This window comes from Streptococcus pseudopneumoniae (genome assembly GCF_038148955.1).
GTDB classification, from domain to species: Bacteria; Bacillota; Bacilli; order Lactobacillales; family Streptococcaceae; genus Streptococcus; species Streptococcus pseudopneumoniae_T.
In genome coordinates this window covers 106,858-124,459 of the sequence record NZ_JBBJZY010000001.1, presented here as the reverse complement: position 1 = coordinate 124,459, position 17,602 = coordinate 106,858, and the positions used below count along the sequence as shown (strand labels likewise).

At 42.2% G+C, this 17,602-nt stretch carries 22 protein-coding genes and 1 pseudogene; 14 read left to right on the top strand and 9 right to left on the bottom strand.

Annotation, left to right across the window (positions count from 1 at the left end):
- Window positions 1-5 precede the first annotated feature (5 nt).
- Genes fabG through WKI23_RS00585 form a run of 8 tightly spaced genes read left to right on the top strand, consistent with a single transcriptional unit; the run spans window position 6 to window position 6,172 of the window.
- Window positions 6-737: a 3-oxoacyl-[acyl-carrier-protein] reductase gene (gene fabG / locus WKI23_RS00620; protein ID WP_368078589.1), complete on the top strand. Its 732-nt coding sequence runs from the start codon at window positions 6-8 to the stop codon at window positions 735-737.
- Window positions 738-758: 21 nt separating this feature from the next.
- Window positions 759-1,994 carry a beta-ketoacyl-ACP synthase II gene (gene fabF, locus WKI23_RS00615; RefSeq protein WP_368078588.1) on the top strand — a complete coding sequence of 412 codons (1,236 nt, stop codon included), beginning with the start codon at window positions 759-761 and terminating at the stop codon, window positions 1,992-1,994.
- Between the two features lie 2 nt (window positions 1,995-1,996).
- A complete protein-coding gene (accB, locus tag WKI23_RS00610; protein ID WP_368078587.1) occupies window positions 1,997-2,482 on the top strand; it encodes an acetyl-CoA carboxylase biotin carboxyl carrier protein in 486 nt (161 codons plus the stop codon).
- On the top strand, window positions 2,479-2,901 hold the full coding sequence (gene fabZ, locus WKI23_RS00605; protein WP_368078586.1) for a 3-hydroxyacyl-ACP dehydratase FabZ: 423 nt from the start codon (window positions 2,479-2,481) through the stop codon (window positions 2,899-2,901). Before accB ends, fabZ begins: the two co-directional genes overlap by 4 nt.
- 11 nt (window positions 2,902-2,912) lie before the next feature.
- Window positions 2,913-4,280 (top strand): acetyl-CoA carboxylase biotin carboxylase subunit, encoded by a 1,368-nt coding sequence (gene accC, locus WKI23_RS00600; protein WP_368078585.1) that lies wholly within the window; start codon window positions 2,913-2,915, stop codon window positions 4,278-4,280.
- Window positions 4,281-4,316: 36 nt separating this feature from the next.
- Complete coding sequence (accD, locus tag WKI23_RS00595) at window positions 4,317-5,183, top strand: acetyl-CoA carboxylase, carboxyltransferase subunit beta (RefSeq protein ID WP_368078584.1); 867 nt, start codon at window positions 4,317-4,319, stop codon at window positions 5,181-5,183.
- A complete protein-coding gene (locus WKI23_RS00590; RefSeq protein WP_368078583.1) occupies window positions 5,180-5,947 on the top strand; it encodes an acetyl-CoA carboxylase carboxyl transferase subunit alpha in 768 nt (255 codons plus the stop codon). Before accD ends, WKI23_RS00590 begins: the two co-directional genes overlap by 4 nt.
- A 48-nt stretch (window positions 5,948-5,995) precedes the next feature.
- A complete protein-coding gene (locus tag WKI23_RS00585) occupies window positions 5,996-6,172 on the top strand; it encodes a hypothetical protein (RefSeq protein ID WP_368078582.1) in 177 nt (58 codons plus the stop codon).
- A gap of 86 nt (window positions 6,173-6,258) precedes the next feature.
- On the opposite strand, the gene nusB is transcribed toward WKI23_RS00585, so the two are convergent.
- The 6 genes from nusB to gatC all read right to left on the bottom strand — a co-directional run bounded on the left by nusB (window position 6,259) and on the right by gatC (window position 10,990).
- Window positions 6,259-6,684 (bottom strand): transcription antitermination factor NusB, encoded by a 426-nt coding sequence (nusB, locus tag WKI23_RS00580; protein ID WP_368078581.1) that lies wholly within the window; start codon window positions 6,682-6,684, stop codon window positions 6,259-6,261.
- Window positions 6,677-7,066: an Asp23/Gls24 family envelope stress response protein gene (locus tag WKI23_RS00575; RefSeq protein ID WP_000510575.1), complete on the bottom strand. Its 390-nt coding sequence runs from the start codon at window positions 7,064-7,066 to the stop codon at window positions 6,677-6,679. Before WKI23_RS00575 ends, nusB begins: the two co-directional genes overlap by 8 nt.
- 21 nt (window positions 7,067-7,087) lie before the next feature.
- Window positions 7,088-7,648 (bottom strand): elongation factor P, encoded by a 561-nt coding sequence (gene efp, locus WKI23_RS00570; protein WP_000568643.1) that lies wholly within the window; start codon window positions 7,646-7,648, stop codon window positions 7,088-7,090.
- A 131-nt stretch (window positions 7,649-7,779) separates the two neighbouring features.
- Window positions 7,780-9,222 (bottom strand): Asp-tRNA(Asn)/Glu-tRNA(Gln) amidotransferase subunit GatB, encoded by a 1,443-nt coding sequence (gatB, locus tag WKI23_RS00565; RefSeq protein WP_368078580.1) that lies wholly within the window; start codon window positions 9,220-9,222, stop codon window positions 7,780-7,782.
- On the bottom strand, window positions 9,222-10,688 hold the full coding sequence (gene gatA, locus WKI23_RS00560; RefSeq protein ID WP_368078579.1) for an Asp-tRNA(Asn)/Glu-tRNA(Gln) amidotransferase subunit GatA: 1,467 nt from the start codon (window positions 10,686-10,688) through the stop codon (window positions 9,222-9,224). The genes gatB and gatA overlap by 1 nt, the downstream gene beginning before the upstream one ends.
- Window positions 10,688-10,990, bottom strand: coding sequence for an Asp-tRNA(Asn)/Glu-tRNA(Gln) amidotransferase subunit GatC (gene gatC, locus WKI23_RS00555; protein ID WP_000705419.1), 303 nt, complete (start codon window positions 10,988-10,990; stop codon window positions 10,688-10,690). The genes gatA and gatC overlap by 1 nt, the downstream gene beginning before the upstream one ends.
- Window positions 10,991-11,283: 293 nt before the next feature.
- Between gatC and WKI23_RS00550 the strand changes: the two genes are divergently transcribed.
- Window positions 11,284-11,358, top strand: a complete 75-nt coding sequence (locus WKI23_RS00550) for a hypothetical protein (protein WP_232610068.1) — start codon at window positions 11,284-11,286, stop codon at window positions 11,356-11,358.
- A 247-nt stretch (window positions 11,359-11,605) separates the two neighbouring features.
- Here WKI23_RS00550 and WKI23_RS00545 read toward each other — a convergent pair whose 3' ends face one another.
- Both WKI23_RS00545 and WKI23_RS00540 read right to left on the bottom strand, forming a co-directional pair.
- Complete coding sequence (locus tag WKI23_RS00545) at window positions 11,606-11,851, bottom strand: DUF4160 domain-containing protein (RefSeq protein WP_001127467.1); 246 nt, start codon at window positions 11,849-11,851, stop codon at window positions 11,606-11,608.
- A complete protein-coding gene (locus WKI23_RS00540; protein WP_000471832.1) occupies window positions 11,844-12,095 on the bottom strand; it encodes a hypothetical protein in 252 nt (83 codons plus the stop codon). The genes WKI23_RS00545 and WKI23_RS00540 overlap by 8 nt, the downstream gene beginning before the upstream one ends.
- Window positions 12,096-12,318: 223 nt before the next feature.
- On the opposite strand from WKI23_RS00540, the gene WKI23_RS00535 reads away from it, so the two are divergent.
- Both WKI23_RS00535 and WKI23_RS00530 read left to right on the top strand, forming a co-directional pair.
- The gene (locus WKI23_RS00535) at window positions 12,319-13,863 is read left to right on the top strand and encodes a peptide chain release factor 3 (RefSeq protein WP_368078578.1); all 1,545 of its coding nucleotides are present in this window, start codon (window positions 12,319-12,321) and stop codon (window positions 13,861-13,863) included.
- A 532-nt stretch (window positions 13,864-14,395) separates the two neighbouring features.
- Window positions 14,396-14,743, top strand: coding sequence for a glycosyltransferase (locus WKI23_RS00530; protein WP_240156337.1), 348 nt, complete (start codon window positions 14,396-14,398; stop codon window positions 14,741-14,743).
- A 59-nt stretch (window positions 14,744-14,802) separates the two neighbouring features.
- Here the strand turns inward: WKI23_RS00530 and WKI23_RS00525 are convergent.
- Window positions 14,803-14,962: pseudogene (locus tag WKI23_RS00525) on the bottom strand (helix-turn-helix domain-containing protein); the annotation flags it as partial.
- A gap of 203 nt (window positions 14,963-15,165) precedes the next feature.
- Here WKI23_RS00525 and rpmB point away from each other — a divergent pair.
- From rpmB to WKI23_RS00510, 3 genes are all read left to right on the top strand, one after another.
- The gene (gene rpmB / locus WKI23_RS00520; protein ID WP_001140948.1) at window positions 15,166-15,354 is read left to right on the top strand and encodes a 50S ribosomal protein L28; all 189 of its coding nucleotides are present in this window, start codon (window positions 15,166-15,168) and stop codon (window positions 15,352-15,354) included.
- Between the two features lie 154 nt (window positions 15,355-15,508).
- Window positions 15,509-15,874 carry an Asp23/Gls24 family envelope stress response protein gene (locus WKI23_RS00515; RefSeq protein ID WP_042901664.1) on the top strand — a complete coding sequence of 122 codons (366 nt, stop codon included), beginning with the start codon at window positions 15,509-15,511 and terminating at the stop codon, window positions 15,872-15,874.
- A 2-nt stretch (window positions 15,875-15,876) separates the two neighbouring features.
- On the top strand, window positions 15,877-17,544 hold the full coding sequence (locus WKI23_RS00510; protein WP_368078577.1) for a DAK2 domain-containing protein: 1,668 nt from the start codon (window positions 15,877-15,879) through the stop codon (window positions 17,542-17,544).
- Window positions 17,545-17,602 lie beyond the last annotated feature (58 nt).

Below are 17,602 nucleotides of genomic sequence, written 5' to 3'. Positions count from 1 at the left end.
AAAGAATGCAACTAAAAAATAAAAATATCTTTATTACGGGTTCGAGTCGTGGAATTGGTCTTGCCATCGCCCACAAGTTTGCTCAAGCAGGAGCCAATATTGTTTTAAACAGTCGTGGTGCAATTTCAGAAGAATTGCTCGCTGAGTTTGCAGACTATGGTGTCAAGGTGGTTCCCATTTCAGGGGATGTGTCGGATTTTGCAGACGCTAAGCGTATGGTTGAGCAGGCTATTGCAGAGCTGGGTTCAGTAGATGTTTTGGTCAACAATGCAGGGATTACCCAAGATACCCTCATGCTCAAGATGACAGAAGCAGATTTTGAAAAAGTTCTCAAGGTTAACCTGACTGGCGCCTTTAATATGACACAATCAGTCTTGAAACCGATGATGAAAGCCAGAAAAGGTGCTATCATCAATATGTCTAGTGTTGTTGGTTTGATGGGAAATATCGGTCAAGCTAACTATGCTGCTTCTAAGGCTGGTTTGATTGGTTTTACCAAGTCTGTGGCGCGTGAAGTGGCTAATCGCAATATTAGGGTTAATGCTATTGCACCTGGAATGATTGAGTCTGATATGACAGCTGTCCTATCGGACAAGGTAAAAGATGCCATGCTGGCGCAAATTCCTATGAAAGAATTTGGACAGGCAGAGCAGGTTGCAGATTTGACAGTATTTTTAGCAGGCCAAGATTATCTAACTGGTCAAGTGGTTGCCATTGATGGTGGCCTCAGTATGTAGCAGAAGCTAGAGGTAAAAAAGATGAAACTAAATCGTGTAGTAGTAACAGGTTATGGAGTGACATCTCCAATCGGAAATACACCAGAAGAATTTTGGAATAGTTTGACAACTGGAAAAATCGGAATTGGTCCAATTACAAAATTTGATCATAGTAACTTTGATGTGCATAATGCAGCAGAAATCCAAGATTTTCCTTTTGATAAATACTTTGTTAAGAAAGATACCAATCGTTTTGACAACTATTCTTTGTATGCCTTGTATGCAGCCCAAGAGGCTGTCAACCATGCCAATCTGGATGTAGAGGCTATTGACAAGGATCGTTTTGGTGTTATCGTTGCTTCTGGTATTGGTGGAATCAAGGAAATTGAAGATCAAGTGCTTCGTCTCCATGAAAAAGGACCAAAACGTGTGAAACCCTTGACCCTTCCAAAAGCCTTGCCGAATATGGCTTCAGGAAATGTTGCCATGCGTTTTGGAGCAAACGGTGTTTGTAAATCCATCAATACTGCCTGCGCTTCATCAAATGATGCGATTGGGGATGCCTTCCGCTCGATTAAGTTTGGTTTCCAAGATATTATGTTGGTAGGTGGTTCAGAAGCCTCTATTACCCCTTTTGCTATTGCTGGTTTCCAAGCACTGACAGCTCTCTCTACTACAGAGGATCCTACTCGTGCTTCTATCCCATTTGATAAGGATCGCAATGGTTTTGTCATGGGTGAAGGTTCAGGGATGTTGGTTCTTGAAAGCCTTGAACACGCGGAAAAACGTGGGGCTACTATCCTTGCTGAAGTGGTTGGTTACGGAAATACTTGTGATGCCTACCACATGACTTCACCACATCCAGAAGGTCAGGGAGCTATCAAGGCCATTAAACTAGCCTTGGAAGAAGCTGAGATTTCTCCAGAGCAAGTAGCCTATGTCAATGCTCACGGAACGTCAACTCCTGCTAATGAAAAGGGAGAAAGTGGTGCTATCGTGGCTGTTCTTGGTAAGGAAGTACCTGTATCATCAACTAAGTCTTTCACAGGACATTTGCTGGGTGCTGCTGGTGCAGTAGAAGCTATTGTCACAATCGAGGCTATGCGTCATAACTTTGTACCAATGACAGCTGGAACAAGTGAAGTATCAGATTATATCGAAGCCAATGTCGTTTATGGACAAGGCTTGGAGCAAGAAATTCCATACGCTATTTCAAATACCTTTGGTTTTGGTGGCCACAATGCCGTTCTTGCTTTCAAACGTTGGGAGAATAAATAAGTATGAATTTAAACGATATTAAAGACTTGATGGCTCAATTTGACCAGTCAAGTTTGAGAGAATTTTCTTATAAAAACGGGACGGATGAATTGCAGTTTAGCAAGAATGAAGCGAAACTGGTGTCTGAAGTTGCACCTCAAGTCGCTCCAGCGCCCGTTCTAACAACACCAAGTCCAGCGACTCCTACATCTGCTCCAGCAGAGACTGTAGCAGAAGAAGTTCAAACTCCAGCTGAAGCAAGTGTGGCTGCTGAGGGAGATGTTGTAGAGAGCCCACTTGTTGGAGTGGCTTACTTGGCTGCTGGACCAGATAAACCTGCCTTCGTCACAGTTGGTGATAGTGTCAAAAAAGGTCAAACATTGGTCATCATCGAAGCCATGAAAGTTATGAATGAAATTCCAGCTCCTAAGGATGGTGTGGTGACGGAAATTCTCGTTTCTAACGAAGAAATGGTTGAGTTTGGTAAAGGATTGGTACGTATCAAATGATCAATATTCAAGGAATCAAAGAAGCCCTTCCCCACCGTTATCCTATGCTCCTAGTGGATCGTGTGTTGGAAGTGAGAGAGGATACCATTGTTGCCATCAAAAATGTGACCATCAATGAGCCCTTCTTTAACGGCCATTTTCCTCAATATCCAGTTATGCCAGGTGTTCTGATCATGGAAGCCTTGGCGCAAACAGCTGGTGTCTTGGAGTTGTCAAAACCTGAAAATAAAGGAAAACTGGTCTTTTACGCTGGTATGGACAAGGTTAAATTCAAGAAGCAAGTTGTACCAGGCGACCAATTGGTTATGACAGCGACTTTTGTAAAACGTCGTGGTACAATCGCTGTGGTTGAAGCAAAGGCTGAAGTGGATGGTAAGCTTGCAGCTAGTGGTACCCTTACCTTTGCAATAGGGAACTAAGGAGGTTCTCCATGTTTCGAAAAATTTTAATTGCCAATCGGGGTGAAATTGCGGTCCGTATTATCCGTGCGGCGCGTGAATTGGGCATTACGACCGTAGCGGTCTATTCAACTGCTGATAAGGAAGCCCTTCATACGCTTTTGGCAGATGAAGCGGTTTGTATCGGCCCTGGTAAGGCAACTGAGTCTTATCTCAATATTAACGCGGTTCTATCAGCTGCAGTCTTGACTGAAGCAGAAGCCATTCACCCCGGTTTTGGATTTCTCAGTGAAAACTCCAAATTTGCAACCATGTGCGAAGAGGTGGGGATCAAGTTTATCGGTCCATCTGGTCATGTTATGGATATGATGGGGGACAAGATCAATGCGCGTGCTCAGATGATCAAAGCAGGTGTGCCTGTTATACCAGGTTCGGATGGAGAAGTGCATAACTCTGAGGAAGCTTTACTTGTTGCTGAAAAAATTGGCTACCCTGTGATGCTCAAAGCTTCAGCAGGTGGTGGTGGTAAAGGGATTCGTAAGGTTGAAAAACCAGAAGACCTCGTTTTAGCTTTTGAGACTGCCTCTAGTGAAGCCAAAGCCAATTATGGCAATGGTGCCATGTACATAGAACGGGTTATCTATCCAGCTCGCCACATCGAAGTTCAAATCCTAGGAGATGAACACGGAAATGTAATCCACTTGGGGGAACGGGATTGTTCTCTTCAACGGAATAACCAAAAGGTTTTGGAAGAAAGTCCTTCGATTGCAATCGGAAAAACGCTACGCAATGAAATTGGTTCTGCTGCCGTCCGAGCGGCAGAGTCTGTGGGCTATGAGAATGCAGGGACCATTGAGTTTCTTCTTGATGAAGCCAGTGGCAATTTCTATTTCATGGAAATGAATACTCGTGTTCAGGTAGAACATCCGGTAACAGAATTTGTTTCAGGTGTGGATATTGTTAAGGAACAGATTCGCATTGCGGCAGGTCAGCCCCTGTCTGTGAAGCAAGAAGATATTGTCCTACGTGGCCATGCAATCGAGTGTCGTATCAATGCAGAAAATCCAGCCTTCAACTTTGCTCCAAGTCCAGGTAAGATTACCAATCTCTATCTGCCAAGTGGAGGAGTCGGCTTGCGCGTGGATTCAGCAGTTTATCCAGGTTATACCATTCCGCCTTATTATGATAGTATGATTGCCAAAATCATCGTTCACGGCGAAAATCGCTTTGATGCACTTATGAAAATGCAACGCGCCCTCTATGAACTAGAGATTGAAGGGGTGCAGACCAATGCAGATTTCCAGCTTGATCTCATTTCAGATCGCAATGTTATTGCTGGGGATTACGATACTTCCTTCTTGATGGAAACCTTCTTACCTAAATATCAAGAAAAAGAATAAAATGACTTCAAGAGTTTAAACCGAAAAGGGGAATCAATGGCTCTATTTAGTAAAAAAGATAAGTATATTCGAATCAATCCCAATCGTTCGGTTAGGGAAAAACCTCAAGCCAAGCCAGAGGTTCCAGATGAATTATTCTCCCAGTGTCCGGGTTGTAAGCATACCATCTACCAGAAGGATCTGGGAAGTGAGCGTATCTGTCCGCACTGTAGCTATACTTTTCGTATTTCTGCCCAAGAACGCTTGGCTCTGACGATTGATATGGGAACCTTTAAGGAATTGTTTACAGGGATTGAAAGCAAGGATCCCTTGCATTTCCCTGGTTATCAAAAGAAACTGGCATCTATGTGTGAAAAAACAGGTCTGGATGAAGCCGTTGTGACAGGAACAGCTCTTATTAAAGGTCAGACTGTGGCTCTTGGGATTATGGATTCTAACTTTATCATGGCTTCTATGGGGACAGTTGTAGGTGAAAAAATCACTCGTTTGTTTGAGTATGCGACTGTCGAAAAATTGCCAGTTGTTCTCTTTACAGCCTCTGGTGGTGCCCGTATGCAGGAAGGAATCATGAGTCTCATGCAGATGGCCAAGATTTCTGCAGCAGTTAAACGTCATTCAAATGCAGGCCTCTTTTACCTGACCATTTTGACAGATCCAACGACTGGTGGTGTGACAGCTTCTTTCGCTATGGAAGGGGATATCATTCTGGCTGAACCACAAAGTTTGGTTGGTTTTGCTGGGCGTCGTGTCATTGAAAATACGGTTCGCGAAAGTTTGCCTGAGGATTTTCAAAAGGTAGAATTCTTATTGGAGCATGGCTTTGTGGATGCTATTGTCAAAAGAAGAGACTTGCCAGATACCATTGCTAGCCTAGTCAGATTGCACGGAGGGAGTCCTAGATGAATATTGCAAAAATAGTCAGAGAAGCGCGTGAGCAGAGTCGCTTGACAAGCTTGGACTTTGCGACAGGCATTTTTGATGAATTTATCCAATTACATGGTGATCGTTCTTTTCGAGATGATGGTGCAGTTGTTGGTGGTATCGGCTGGCTTGGAGATCAAGCTGTAACAGTGGTTGGTATCCAAAAAGGCAAGAGTTTGCAAGACAACCTCAAACGGAATTTTGGACAACCGCATCCAGAAGGTTACCGCAAGGCCTTGCGTTTGATGAAACAGGCTGAAAAATTTGGCCGTCCAGTTGTGACCTTTATTAATACTGCAGGTGCCTATCCTGGTGTGGGAGCGGAAGAACGTGGACAGGGAGAAGCTATTGCTCGCAATCTCATGGAAATGAGTGACCTGAAAGTTCCGATTATTGCTATCATTATCGGTGAAGGTGGTTCAGGTGGGGCTCTGGCTCTAGCAGTCGCAGATCGTGTCTGGATGCTGGAAAATTCTATCTATGCCATTCTCAGTCCGGAAGGCTTTGCTTCCATTCTATGGAAGGACGGCAGTCGTGCCATGGAAGCAGCAGAACTGATGAAAATCACTTCACATGAGCTGTTAGAAATGGAAGTGGTGGACAAGGTGATTTCTGAAGCAGGACTTTCTAGTAAAGAACTGATTAAGAGTGTCAAAAAAGAACTCCAAGCTGAGCTAGCTAGACTTTCACAAAAACCGTTAGAAGAGTTGTTGGAAGAGCGTTACCAACGATTTAGAAAATACTAATATTTTAGAATACGCAAAAACTAGAACTGGCAGTCAGTTCTAGTTTTTATGTGGTTCTTATGCTCAATAAAAATTAAAGAGCAAACTAGGAAGCTAGCCGCAGGCTGCTCAAAACACTGTTTTGAGGTTGTAGATAAGACTGACGAAGTCAGCTCAAAACACTGTTTTGAGGTTGCAGATAGAACTGACGAAGTCAGTAACATCTATACGGCAAGGCGACGTTGACGCGGTTTGAAGAGATTTTCGAAGAGTACTACTCTGTGCAGAGAGGAAAGTCAAAAGGTGCTTGGAAATACCAAACACCTTTTTGATTATTTATTTTCTTCAGTTACGAATTGACTAAGCAGTCCGTTGATAAAGCGGGCTGATTTTTGATCTGAAAAATTCTTGGCAAGTTCAATGGCTTCATTGACTGCTACCAGCTGAGGTGTATCAAATGAAGTGATTTCAAAGATACCCAAGCGTAGTAAGTTTTTTTCGACCAAGGTCAAGCGTTCAACTGTCCAGCCCGACTTGAGGTGCTGGTTGATTTGTTTATCCAACTCGTCTTTTTGTGCTTGAACACCAGAAACCAAGTTCAGAAGAAAGGCTGGAATTTGCACATCTTCATCTTCACGGTCATGTGTGTAGGCAAAGCGACAAGCTGTTTCCATATCTGTGCCGAATTCAAGGCTCATGAGAGCTTGAAAAGCGCATTTACGAAGTTCACGTCTAGATTCTAATAATGGACTAGTCATTGAGGAAGTCCTCGTTAAATAGATCTTTCAACTCAGGTTTTGGTGTCTTATCTGGAACGATTCCTGCAACATGGATGTTGACAGCAGCAAGTTCCACATCAGCCATATCACGGACAGCATCTTTGACTGCTTTTTGAATAGCAAGAGCTACTTTTGGTACTTTCACACCGTACTCAAGGTAGAGATAGATGTCAGCAGTTAGTTCTTCGTTGCTTTCTTTTAAGTAGACGCCACGACCAAGAGAGAGTTTTGATAGGGTATCAGATACGGATTTATTTGAAAATGAGTGGACACCATCAACTTTAGCAGTTGCGATGGCAATGATTTTTTCAAGGACACGTGGAGCGATAACGATTTCGCCAAATTGTTCTTCAATTCCCATAGAATGACCTCTTTCTAGAGATTAGGCACGAGAAACGTAAGTTCCTTCTGCAGTGTTGATGATCAATTTTTGTCCAGCTTCGATGAAGTCAGGAACGTTGACAACAAGTCCAGTTTCCATAGTTGCTGGCTTACCAGAACCTGTAACAGTAGCACCTTTGATAGATGGTTGTGTTTCAGCAACTGTCAATTCAACAGTAGTTGGTACAGTTACACCGATTACTTCAGTTCCGTAGAATTGGATTTTAACATCAGAGTTTTCAAGGATGTAAAGCAATTCATTTTCAACGTTTACGACTGGGATTTCGTATTGGTCGTAAGTTTCAGTGTTCATGAAGTAGGCAGTTTCATCCATTTTGTACAAGTATTGAGCTGGAACAGTTTCGATAATAGCTTGTTCGAATTTTTCTTCTGGACGGTAGCTTGTGTCAAAAGTAGAACCAGTACGGACATCACGCAATTTCATACGCATGATTGTGTTCCCTTTACCTGGTTTGTGGTGGCTAGCTTCCAAAACGCGGATCAATTTTCCGTCTGCAGTTTCAAATGTCATACCAGCTTTCAATTTGCTTGCTTCAATCATGTTTTTACCTCTTTAATAAATATTATTACTCTTCATTTTACCATAAAATGTTCTGGAAATAAAGCCAAAATAGTTATTGGGAGATGGTAGGAGCGAAAAAAACCAACCTCAGGGCTGGTTTCTTTTACATGTTAATCTTCTTTCAACTTCGCTAATTCTTGGGCAAGGAGTTTAAGGGCGACTTGTGGGTTGGCTTGGCCTTTGGTTGCTTTCATAAGGAATCCTGTGAAGGCCTTGTCTGCGTTACGTTTGCCTGACTTGAAGTCGGCAACTGCGGCTTCGTTATCCGCAAAGACTTGGTGGATGATTGGAATCAAGATTTCTGGATCTGAGATTTGAACCATACCAGCTTTTTCCACGTATTCACGCGCGCCACCGCCATTTTTAGCCAAGTGGACAAAGACTTTCTTAGCAATCTTAGATGAAATAGTACCGTCTTCGATGATGGCAATCATTTCAACCAAGTTTTCTGGTGTTAATTCGATTTGTTCAAGTGTCTTGCCTTCGGCATTCAAGAACTGAGCAACTTCTCCTTGGAGCCAGTTAGAGACTTGTTTGGCATCTCCTCCGAGAGCCACAGCTTTCTCAAAGAAGTCAGAAGTGACTTTATTTGCAGTCAACTGACTAGCATCGTAGTTTGACAAGCCAAGGTCAGATACATAACGCGCACGGCGTTCTTTTGGAAACTCTGGCAACTCTGTCCGCATTTCCTCGATCCACTCGTCTGAAATTTCAAAGAGGGGTAGGTCTGGTTCTGGGAAGTAGCGATAGTCTGCAGCGCCTTCCTTGACACGCATGAGGATAGTTGCTTTGTTAGCCTCATCGTAGCGACGTGTTTCTTGGCGGATTTGACCACCTGAGCGTAGGATTTCAGCTTGACGTTGGACTTCGTATTCAAGACCTTTGCGAACGTTTGAGAAGGAGTTGAGGTTTTTCAACTCAGTCTTGGTACCGAATTTTTCTTGACCATAAGGACGAAGAGAAATATTAGCATCCACACGCATAGAACCTTCTTCCATCTTAACGTCAGAAATACCAGCATACTGGATAACTTCCTTGAGGGCTGTTAGGTAAGCATAGGCTTCTTCAGGAGAACGCATGTCTGCTTCAGATACAATCTCAATCAATGGCACCCCTTGGCGGTTGAGGTCAACGTAAGAGTAGCCGTCTGTACCGTGGGTGTTTTTACCAGCGTCTTCTTCTAGGTGGGCACGTTCGATACCGATTTTCTTAGTCGTACCGTCTTCTAGCTCGACTTCAATCCAACCGTTATAACCGATTGGCTCATCAAACTGAGAAATTTGGTAGGCTTTGGGATTGTCAGGATAGAAGTAGTTCTTGCGGTCAAAGTGCATCTTTTTATGGATGTCCATGTTGAGGGCAAGAGCAGCCTTGATTCCGGCATCGACAACACCTTTGTTGAGAACCGGAAGTACTCCTGGGAAAGACCAGTCAATCACGTTAGTGTTGGCGTTTTGGTCATTTCCGAAGTGGGCAGAAGTAGGTGAGAAGATTTTTGAATTGGTGTTGAGCTCTACGTGGACTTCAAGTCCAATGACTGTTTCAAAGTTCATTAGTTATCACCTCCAAAAATCACGGGTTGTTGTTTGTGGTAGTCTGTTGTTGCTTCAAAAGCAGCAGCAACTTGGTAAATGGTTTCCTCAGAGTACTTAGGACCAATCAATTGCAGACCAACAGGTAGACCTTGAGAGAAGCCAGCAGGAATCGAAATTCCTGGAAGACCTGCCAAGTTGACTGGGATGGTCAAAAGGTCAGCCAAGTACATGGCAACTGGGTCATGGTTGAGTGAGTCTAAGTCATAAGCAACACTTGGTGCAGTTGGTCCCAAAATCAAGTCGTAATACGCAAAGACTTTTTCGAAATCTTGAATGATAAGGGTACGGACTTGACCAGCTTTCTTGTAGTAAGCATCGTAGTAACCTGATGAAAGACTGAAAGTACCTAGCATGATACGACGTTTCACTTCTTCACCGAAACCTTGGCTACGGCTGTTTACATAGATTTCATCAAGATTTGTCGCATCCTCTGCGCGGTAGCCGTAACGGATACCGTCAAAGCGTTGCAAGTTTGATGAAGCTTCAGATGAAGCAATGATGTAGTAGACGGCAACCCCGTATTTAGAGTGAGGAAGGCTGACTTCTTCAACGATAGCACCAAGTTTCTCAAAGTGCTTAGCAGCATTAAGAATAGTTTCCTTCACCTCTGGGTCAATTCCTTCACCGAGGTATTCCTTAGGCAAAGCGATTTTCATGCCCTTGATGTCTTGACCGATTTTTGAAGTAAAGTCGGCGATTCGGACAGGAGCAGAAGTAGAGTCTTTAGCATCTTCGCTGGCAATAGCGTTGAGCAAGAGAGCATTTTCCTTAACAGTAGGAGCAAAAGGTCCAATCTGGTCTAATGAGCTACCAAAGGCAATGAGCCCGAAACGTGAAACTGTTCCGTAGGTTGGTTTGAGACCAACGATCCCGTTGAAAGCGGCAGGTTGGCGGATAGAACCACCAGTATCAGAACCAAGTGATAAGCGGACTTGTCCTGAAGCTACAGCTGCAGCAGAACCACTTGATGAGCCACCAGGAACCTTGCTGTGGTGCCAAGCATTTTTAGTTGCTCCGTAGTGTGAAGTTTCACCTGAACCACCCATGGCAAATTCGTCCATGTTAGTTTTCCCGACGACAATCATGCCTTTCGCTTTTGCATTGGCAACGGCTGTCGCATCAAAAATTGGCTCATAGTTGTAGAGCATTTTTGAGGCAGCAGTTGTGAGAATGCCGTCTGTAGAGATATTATCCTTAACAGCAAGTGGAATTCCTGAAAGGACATTGTCAGCGTCAATTCCAGCTTCATCAATAGCTTTGGCTTGAGCAAGAGCTTGTTCCTCAGCGATGGTGACAAAAGCGTTGATAGCTGTCTCGCGAGACTTGATATCTTCAAACGTTGCTTGGGTCAATTCTGTTGCAGAAATTTCCTTAGAGACAAGGAGATTGTGCAAGTCTTCAATGGTTTTATTGTTAAAAGTCATTAGGCATCTCCTCCATCGTCTAGGATAGCTGGTACCTTGATATAGTAGTTGTCTTTTTCAGGTACGTTTTTAAACAAGCGGTCGCGGTCTGTTCCTTCTTCGGCCACATCAGGGCGGAGTACAGTCTTGCGGTCAGCCATGGTCGTAGTAGGTGCGACACCAGTAGTGTCGACTTCGCCCAGCAATTCAACCATGTCAACAATCTTAGACAAGGTAGTCGCAAAGGCAGCAGTTTCTTCTTCAGAGAATCTTAATTTTGAAAGATTGGCAACGTGTGTTACCTCTTCTTGCGTAATTTTCATCTTGCATCCTTTCGTGAAATGATGATTTTTAGTCTGTTCTATTTTACCATATTTTCCTATAAATAAGGGAGGGAAAGATGAAAAAAGACAGGTATAGGATGGAGAACGGATTTTGATGATGATTTATTTGAAAAGCGGATTTCAAAGGGGAAAATATATGGTACAATAGTTTAACAGAGAAGTGAAGACGGTGGTTACGAAATCGAAAGGATGGTGATGCTTATGTGCAGAACCTGTAAAATCTTAGTAGAAAGGAGTAACCAGATTTGTCCCCTTTTGAGGCTTTGACACTCATGTTTGTAGCTGGTAACTTTGTTATCACACTCCTAAAGTTCATCCTTGAATTGGTAAAAGAGACAAAAAAATAGCCGTCCTAACTTTGGCGAGTTAACGAGCTATTTTTTAGTTATGTAATTACAGCCACCGTCTTAAACGGCTCTGTGGGGTGTTGTTGTCGCAACACCTTTTTCTATATTTATTGTAACATTTATTTGAAAAATTGCAAGGGGGAGTAGGATGGTTAATACCTAAGTGGGGCAATAGTTGAATAGTAGGCATTAAAATTGCTAGATAGTTTTTGTTTATTGTTGATTAGCAAACTAAGATTCTTTGATTTTAATATGCACTTTTTTGGTATTCATTCCATAAAGCCTGAAGTTCATCTGCATTTTCTAAAACATATTGCCTGATTATTTTTAGGTCTTTTGCCTTTAATTTACCATCTCTCAGTTCACCGTTCAGAAACATTGAGCCGACCTCTTCTCCGTGGATATAAATGTGAATATGTGCTTTTTGACCTTTATGGTTATGTTCGTTAGGACGAATTTCAATACCATACTTTAAGAAAGAATATTTAGGCATGTAGTAGTCCCACGTAGTCCTTCCATGTTTCAAGGTAGTTATCGCGATTTAACTCAATTTGCTTTTGAGCAAAACGAATATCATAGTCTGCCAAGTCCAAATTTTCCAATACTTCTCCAGTTAGAATACTAAAGGTTCCAATTAATTCATCGTCATCATACATGCGCAAAATAGGGTTATTTGGATTCTTGTAAATATCATCTTTTGTCACTTCTAAATTAGTTACACCAAATTCTTTGAACATGATTATATCTCCTTTTTCTTTTATTATATCATTTTTACTAGAATTGTCACTGTTTTCTATCTATTTGACTACAAGGGAAAGCTTTTATTCAATATAAAATAGAAATTGAAAAAAATGCTAAAATCCGATATAATGAAGTGTTGAAAGGAATGGTAAAATCCAATGTAGAAATCATTCTTAGCTATTGAAACAAGAAAAATAGAGAATCAAAGAAAGAGAACTTATGAATATTCAAGAAGAAATTAAGAAACGTCGTACCTTTGCTATCATCTCCCACCCGGACGCGGGGAAAACTACTATTACTGAGCAGTTGCTCTACTTTGGAGGCGAGATTCGTGAGGCTGGTACCGTAAAAGGAAAGAAAACAGGGACTTTTGCCAAGTCTGACTGGATGGATATCGAGAAGCAACGTGGGATTTCGGTGACTTCATCTGTTATGCAATTTGACTACGACGGAAAACGCGTGAATATCCTCGATACGCCAGGGCACGAGGACTTCTCAGAAGATACCTATCGTACCTTGATGGCGGTGGATGCTGCGGTCATGGTTGTGGACTCTGCCAAGGGTATCGAGGCGCAAACCAAGAAATTGTTTGAAGTTGTCAAACACCGTGGCATTCCCGTCTTTACCTTTATGAATAAGCTGGACCGTGACGGTCGTGAGCCACTGGACCTCTTGCAAGAATTGGAAGAAGTCTTGGGTATTGCGAGCTATCCGATGAACTGGCCTATCGGGATGGGGAAAGCCTTTGAGGGCTTGTATGACCTTTATAATCAACGCTTGGAGCTCTATAAAGGGGATGAGCGTTTTGCTAGTTTAGAAGATGGGGATAAGCTTTTTGGCACCAACCCTTTCTACGAGCAAGTCAAGGATGATATTGAACTTTTAAATGAAGCTGGGAATGAGTTTTCAGAGGAAGCTATTCTGGCTGGAGAATTGACACCTGTCTTCTTCGGGTCAGCCCTTACTAACTTTGGTGTGCAGACCTTCCTTGAGACTTTTCTCAAGTTTGCTCCAGAACCACATGGTCACAAGAAAACAGACGGTGAAGTTGTGGATCCGTACGACAAGGATTTCTCAGGATTTGTCTTTAAAATCCAAGCCAACATGGACCCTCGTCACCGTGACCGTATCGCCTTTGTCCGTATCGTATCTGGCGAATTTGAGCGCGGTATGAGCGTCAATCTGCCTCGTACTGGTAAGGGGGCTAAACTTTCGAATGTGACTCAGTTTATGGCGGAAAGTCGTGAGAATGTGACCAATGCCGTGGCAGGTGATATTATCGGTGTTTACGATACCGGTACTTATCAGGTTGGGGATACCTTGACAGTTGGCAAAAACAAGTTTGAATTTGAACCACTGCCAACCTTTACCCCTGAAATCTTCATGAAAGTTTCTGCTAAGAATGTTATGAAGCAAAAATCCTTCCACAAGGGGATTGAGCAACTGGTGCAAGAGGGTGCCATTCAGCTTTATAAGAATTACCAAACAGGCGAGTACATGCTAGGAGCTGTAGGTCAGCTCCAGTTTGAAGTCTTTAAGCACCGTATGGAAGGTGAGTACAATGCGGAAGTAGTCATGAGCCCAATGGGTAAAAAGACCGTTCGTTGGATCAAGCCTGAGGACTTGGATGAACGGATGTCATCAAGCCGAAATATCTTGGCCAAAGACCGTTTTGACCAACCAGTCTTCCTCTTTGAAAATGACTTTGCCCTCCGTTGGTTTGCGGATAAATATCCAGACGTAGAGTTGGAGGAGAAGATGTAAATCGTTACAAATGACTAGCAACATAAAGTTGCTGTCATTTGACGGTAAGCGCTATGGCGGCTTACCTAAACGCTTCACTAGGCAAAGTCCACGAATGGTATCGATTCGTAAAACTTTCCGTCGTAACGGGTAGTGAGTGGCCTAGCTAACTGCTTTACTAACTACGTTTGGCAATAGAATCGATTTGCCAAACTCCGTGTCGTGGTGTAAAAAATAGCCTTACCTAAACGCTTCACTAGTAAAGGTCCGCGAATGATATTGATTCGTGGATTTTTCCGTTGTAGCAGAAAGTAGGTAGCCTAGCTAACTGCCTTACTAACTACGTTTGGCAAATAAAATCGATTCGTAAAACTCAGTGTCGTAATGTGAAAATCGTAAACCGTAATGGGACTTCAACTAAAATCTCCACCGGTATGGTTTTACGAACGAATGGGCGAAAATAATGGTTACGTAGAAACATATGATGGGAATAAAAAAGAAATGAGACAAAGAATGAAAGAAGAGAAAAAAGCGATTGTCTTAGGAGCAAGTAATGCTCAGTATGAATAAAGTTGAAACAACAATAAAATCCCTGTGTGTTCATTATGATAATCGGAAGTTTTATATTTTTAATGATGATCTTCCGATTGACAGTAGTATTCTGAAAGATTATCGTTTGCCCTTTGAGGGACTTTCTTACGCTACCTTCTTTAGGTATTTTATTCCTAAGTATGTAAGTGAGGTTCGTGTACTGTATTTAGACTCGGATATTATCGTAAGAAAACCGATAGATGAGCTGTGGTACTTAGACGTTACAGGCATCTCCTTAGTAGCAGTTAGAGATGATTTTTATACACCTATTTTCAATGCTGGTTTTTTGTTAATCAACAATGACATGTGAAGAGCAGAAAATGTCACGTAAAATCTGATTTAAGACACAAATAAAAAATCTTCCAATTCTCTGTTTCCGTGTTTGAAGGCTTCTTTTCCTTTCTGTTGATAGGCTAGTAGCAGACGATTGATTTGTCTTTCAGAAAGATTAAGTTCGACACAGGCTAGTTTCTTTGTTTTTTCTTTGGTCTATAGCTTTTATCACAAAATATTTTTTCGTTTCATTCATATTCAGTTGGATCCTTTTCATATGATTATTCTACCAAATGGGACATTTTCACGTTCGATTTACTAAAGACATTATCACATTCGAATCACAATAAATAAAAAAATCTTCCAATTCCCTTGCAAAAATGAAGAAAGTGTGATAACATAGTACGGTATGTGGTGCTAGCACATCCGCTATATTAGATCTAATAGGAGGAAAACACAATGGCTAAAGTATGTTACTTTACAGGTCGTAAGACTGTATCAGGAAACAACCGTTCACACGCGATGAACCAAACAAAACGTGCCGTAAAACCAAACCTTCAAAAAGTTACTGTTCTTATCGATGGTAAACCTAAAAAAGTTTGGGCTTCAGCTCGTGCTTTGAAATCAGGTAAAGTTGAACGCGTTTAATAATAAAAGCAAGGAGACCTCAGGGTCTTTTTCTTTTGTCATAGCGAAAAAATCATTTTAAAAGCAGAGTAAATATCCGCTGATACAGTATTCTGCTTTTACACTTGGGCTGAAATATGATAAAATAGAGTATCAACTAGTTGAGGTAAAAAGGATGACTGTAAAAATTAATACAAAAGATGGTCAAATCGAACTAACAGATGAAGTGATTGCAACCGTCGTAGGTGGAGCAGCAACTGAGATTTTTGGTGTGGTCGGTATGGCTAGTAAAAATGCCCTCAAAGATAATTTCCAAGCCCTTCTAGGTAAGGAAAATTATTCTAAAGGTGTCGTCGTAAAGGCGACCGAAGATGGCAGTATTGCAGTTGATGTATATACCGTGTTGAGCTACGGAACAAAGATTAGCGAAGTGTCGAAAAACATTCAAGAGCGTGTTCGTTTTAGCTTGGAAAACCAGCTTGGAATTACTGCTCAGACTGTAAATGTCTACATTCAAAATATCAAAGTTGTAGGAGAATAACCGTGTCAAAAATTACTACTAGCTTATTTCAAGAAATGGTGCAAGCTGCATCAACTCGCTTGAATAAGCAAGCTGAATATGTCAATTCATTAAACGTCTTCCCCGTTCCAGATGGAGATACCGGGACAAATATGGGAATGACCATTGAAAATGGTGCTAAAGAAGTTGCAGACAAGCCAGCTTCTACAGTTGGAGAGGTAGCGAGCATTCTTGCCAAAGGTCTTTTGATGGGTGCGCGTGGGAACTCAGGAGTTATCACATCTCAGCTTTTCCGTGGATTTTCACAAGCTATCAAGGATAAAGACGAGTTAACAGGTCAAGACTTGGCCCTTGCCTTCCAATCAGGTGTGGAAGTTGCCTATAAGGCAGTGATGAAACCAGTTGAAGGAACGATTTTGACAGTTTCTCGTGGGGCTGCTATCGGTGCTAAGAAAAAAGCTGAGCAAACAGATGACGCTGTTGAAGTCATGCGCGCAGCTTTAGAGGGTGCTAAAACAGCTCTAGCTAAAACACCAGACATGCTTCCAGTCTTGAAAGAAGTTGGCGTTGTGGACTCAGGTGGTCAAGGACTGGTCTTCATCTATGAAGGTTTCCTTTCAGCCCTTACTGGCGAATATATTGCATCTGAGGACTTTGTAGCGACTCCTGCCAACATGAGTGAAATGATCAATGCAGAACATCATAAAGCTGTAGCTGGTCATGTAGCGACTGAGGACATCACCTTTGGTTACTGTACTGAAATCATGGTAGCTCTTAAGCAAGGTCCAACCTATGCTAAAGATTTTGACTACGAAGAATTCCGTAACTACTTGAATGAGCTTGGGGATTCTCTCCTCGTTGTTAATGATGATGAAATTGTCAAAGTTCATGTCCATACAGAAGATCCAGGACTTGTTATGCAAGAAGGTCTCAAATATGGTAGCTTGGTCAAGGTAAAAGTTGACAATATGCGTAACCAACACGAAGCACAGGTTGAAAAAGAAGCTGCTCAAGTTAGCAAGCCTGCTGAAGAAAAAGAGTATGCTTTGATTGCTGTAGTGGCTGGTAAAGGTCTAGCAGATATCTTCCGTTCTCAAGGTGTTGATTATGTTATCGAAGGCGGTCAAACTATGAACCCTTCAACAGAAGACTTTATCAAGGCTGTTGAACAGGTCAATGCTCGTAACATCATCTTCCTGCCAAACAACAAAAATATCTTCATGGCAGCTCAATCTGCAGCAGAAGTTTTGGAGCAACCAGCAGTAGTGGTGGAAGCTCGTACTCTTCCTCAAGGTTTGACAAGTCTTCTTGCCTTTGATCCAAGCAAGTCCATTGAAGAAAACCAAGAGCGTATGACAGCTGCTCTTAGCGATGTCGTTAGCGGAAGCGTTACAACAGCTGTTCGTGATACAACCATTGATGGTTTAGAAATCCATGAAAACGATAATCTAGGTATGGTGGATGGGAAAATTCTTGTGTCAAACCCTGACATGCACCAAACCTTGACAGAAACCTTGAAACATATGTTGGATGAAGATAGTGAGATCGTAACCTTCTATGTCGGTGAAGACGGAAGCGAAGAACTTGCCAATGAAATTGCTCAAGAAATCGCAGAAGAATTCGAAGATGTTGAAGTCGAGATTCACCAAGGTCAACAACCTGTTTATCCATACCTATTTAGTGTGGAATAAGATTAATGAAGGACTGAGAAATCGGTTCTTTTTTCTTTTTTAGTAAATGAAATCGGTA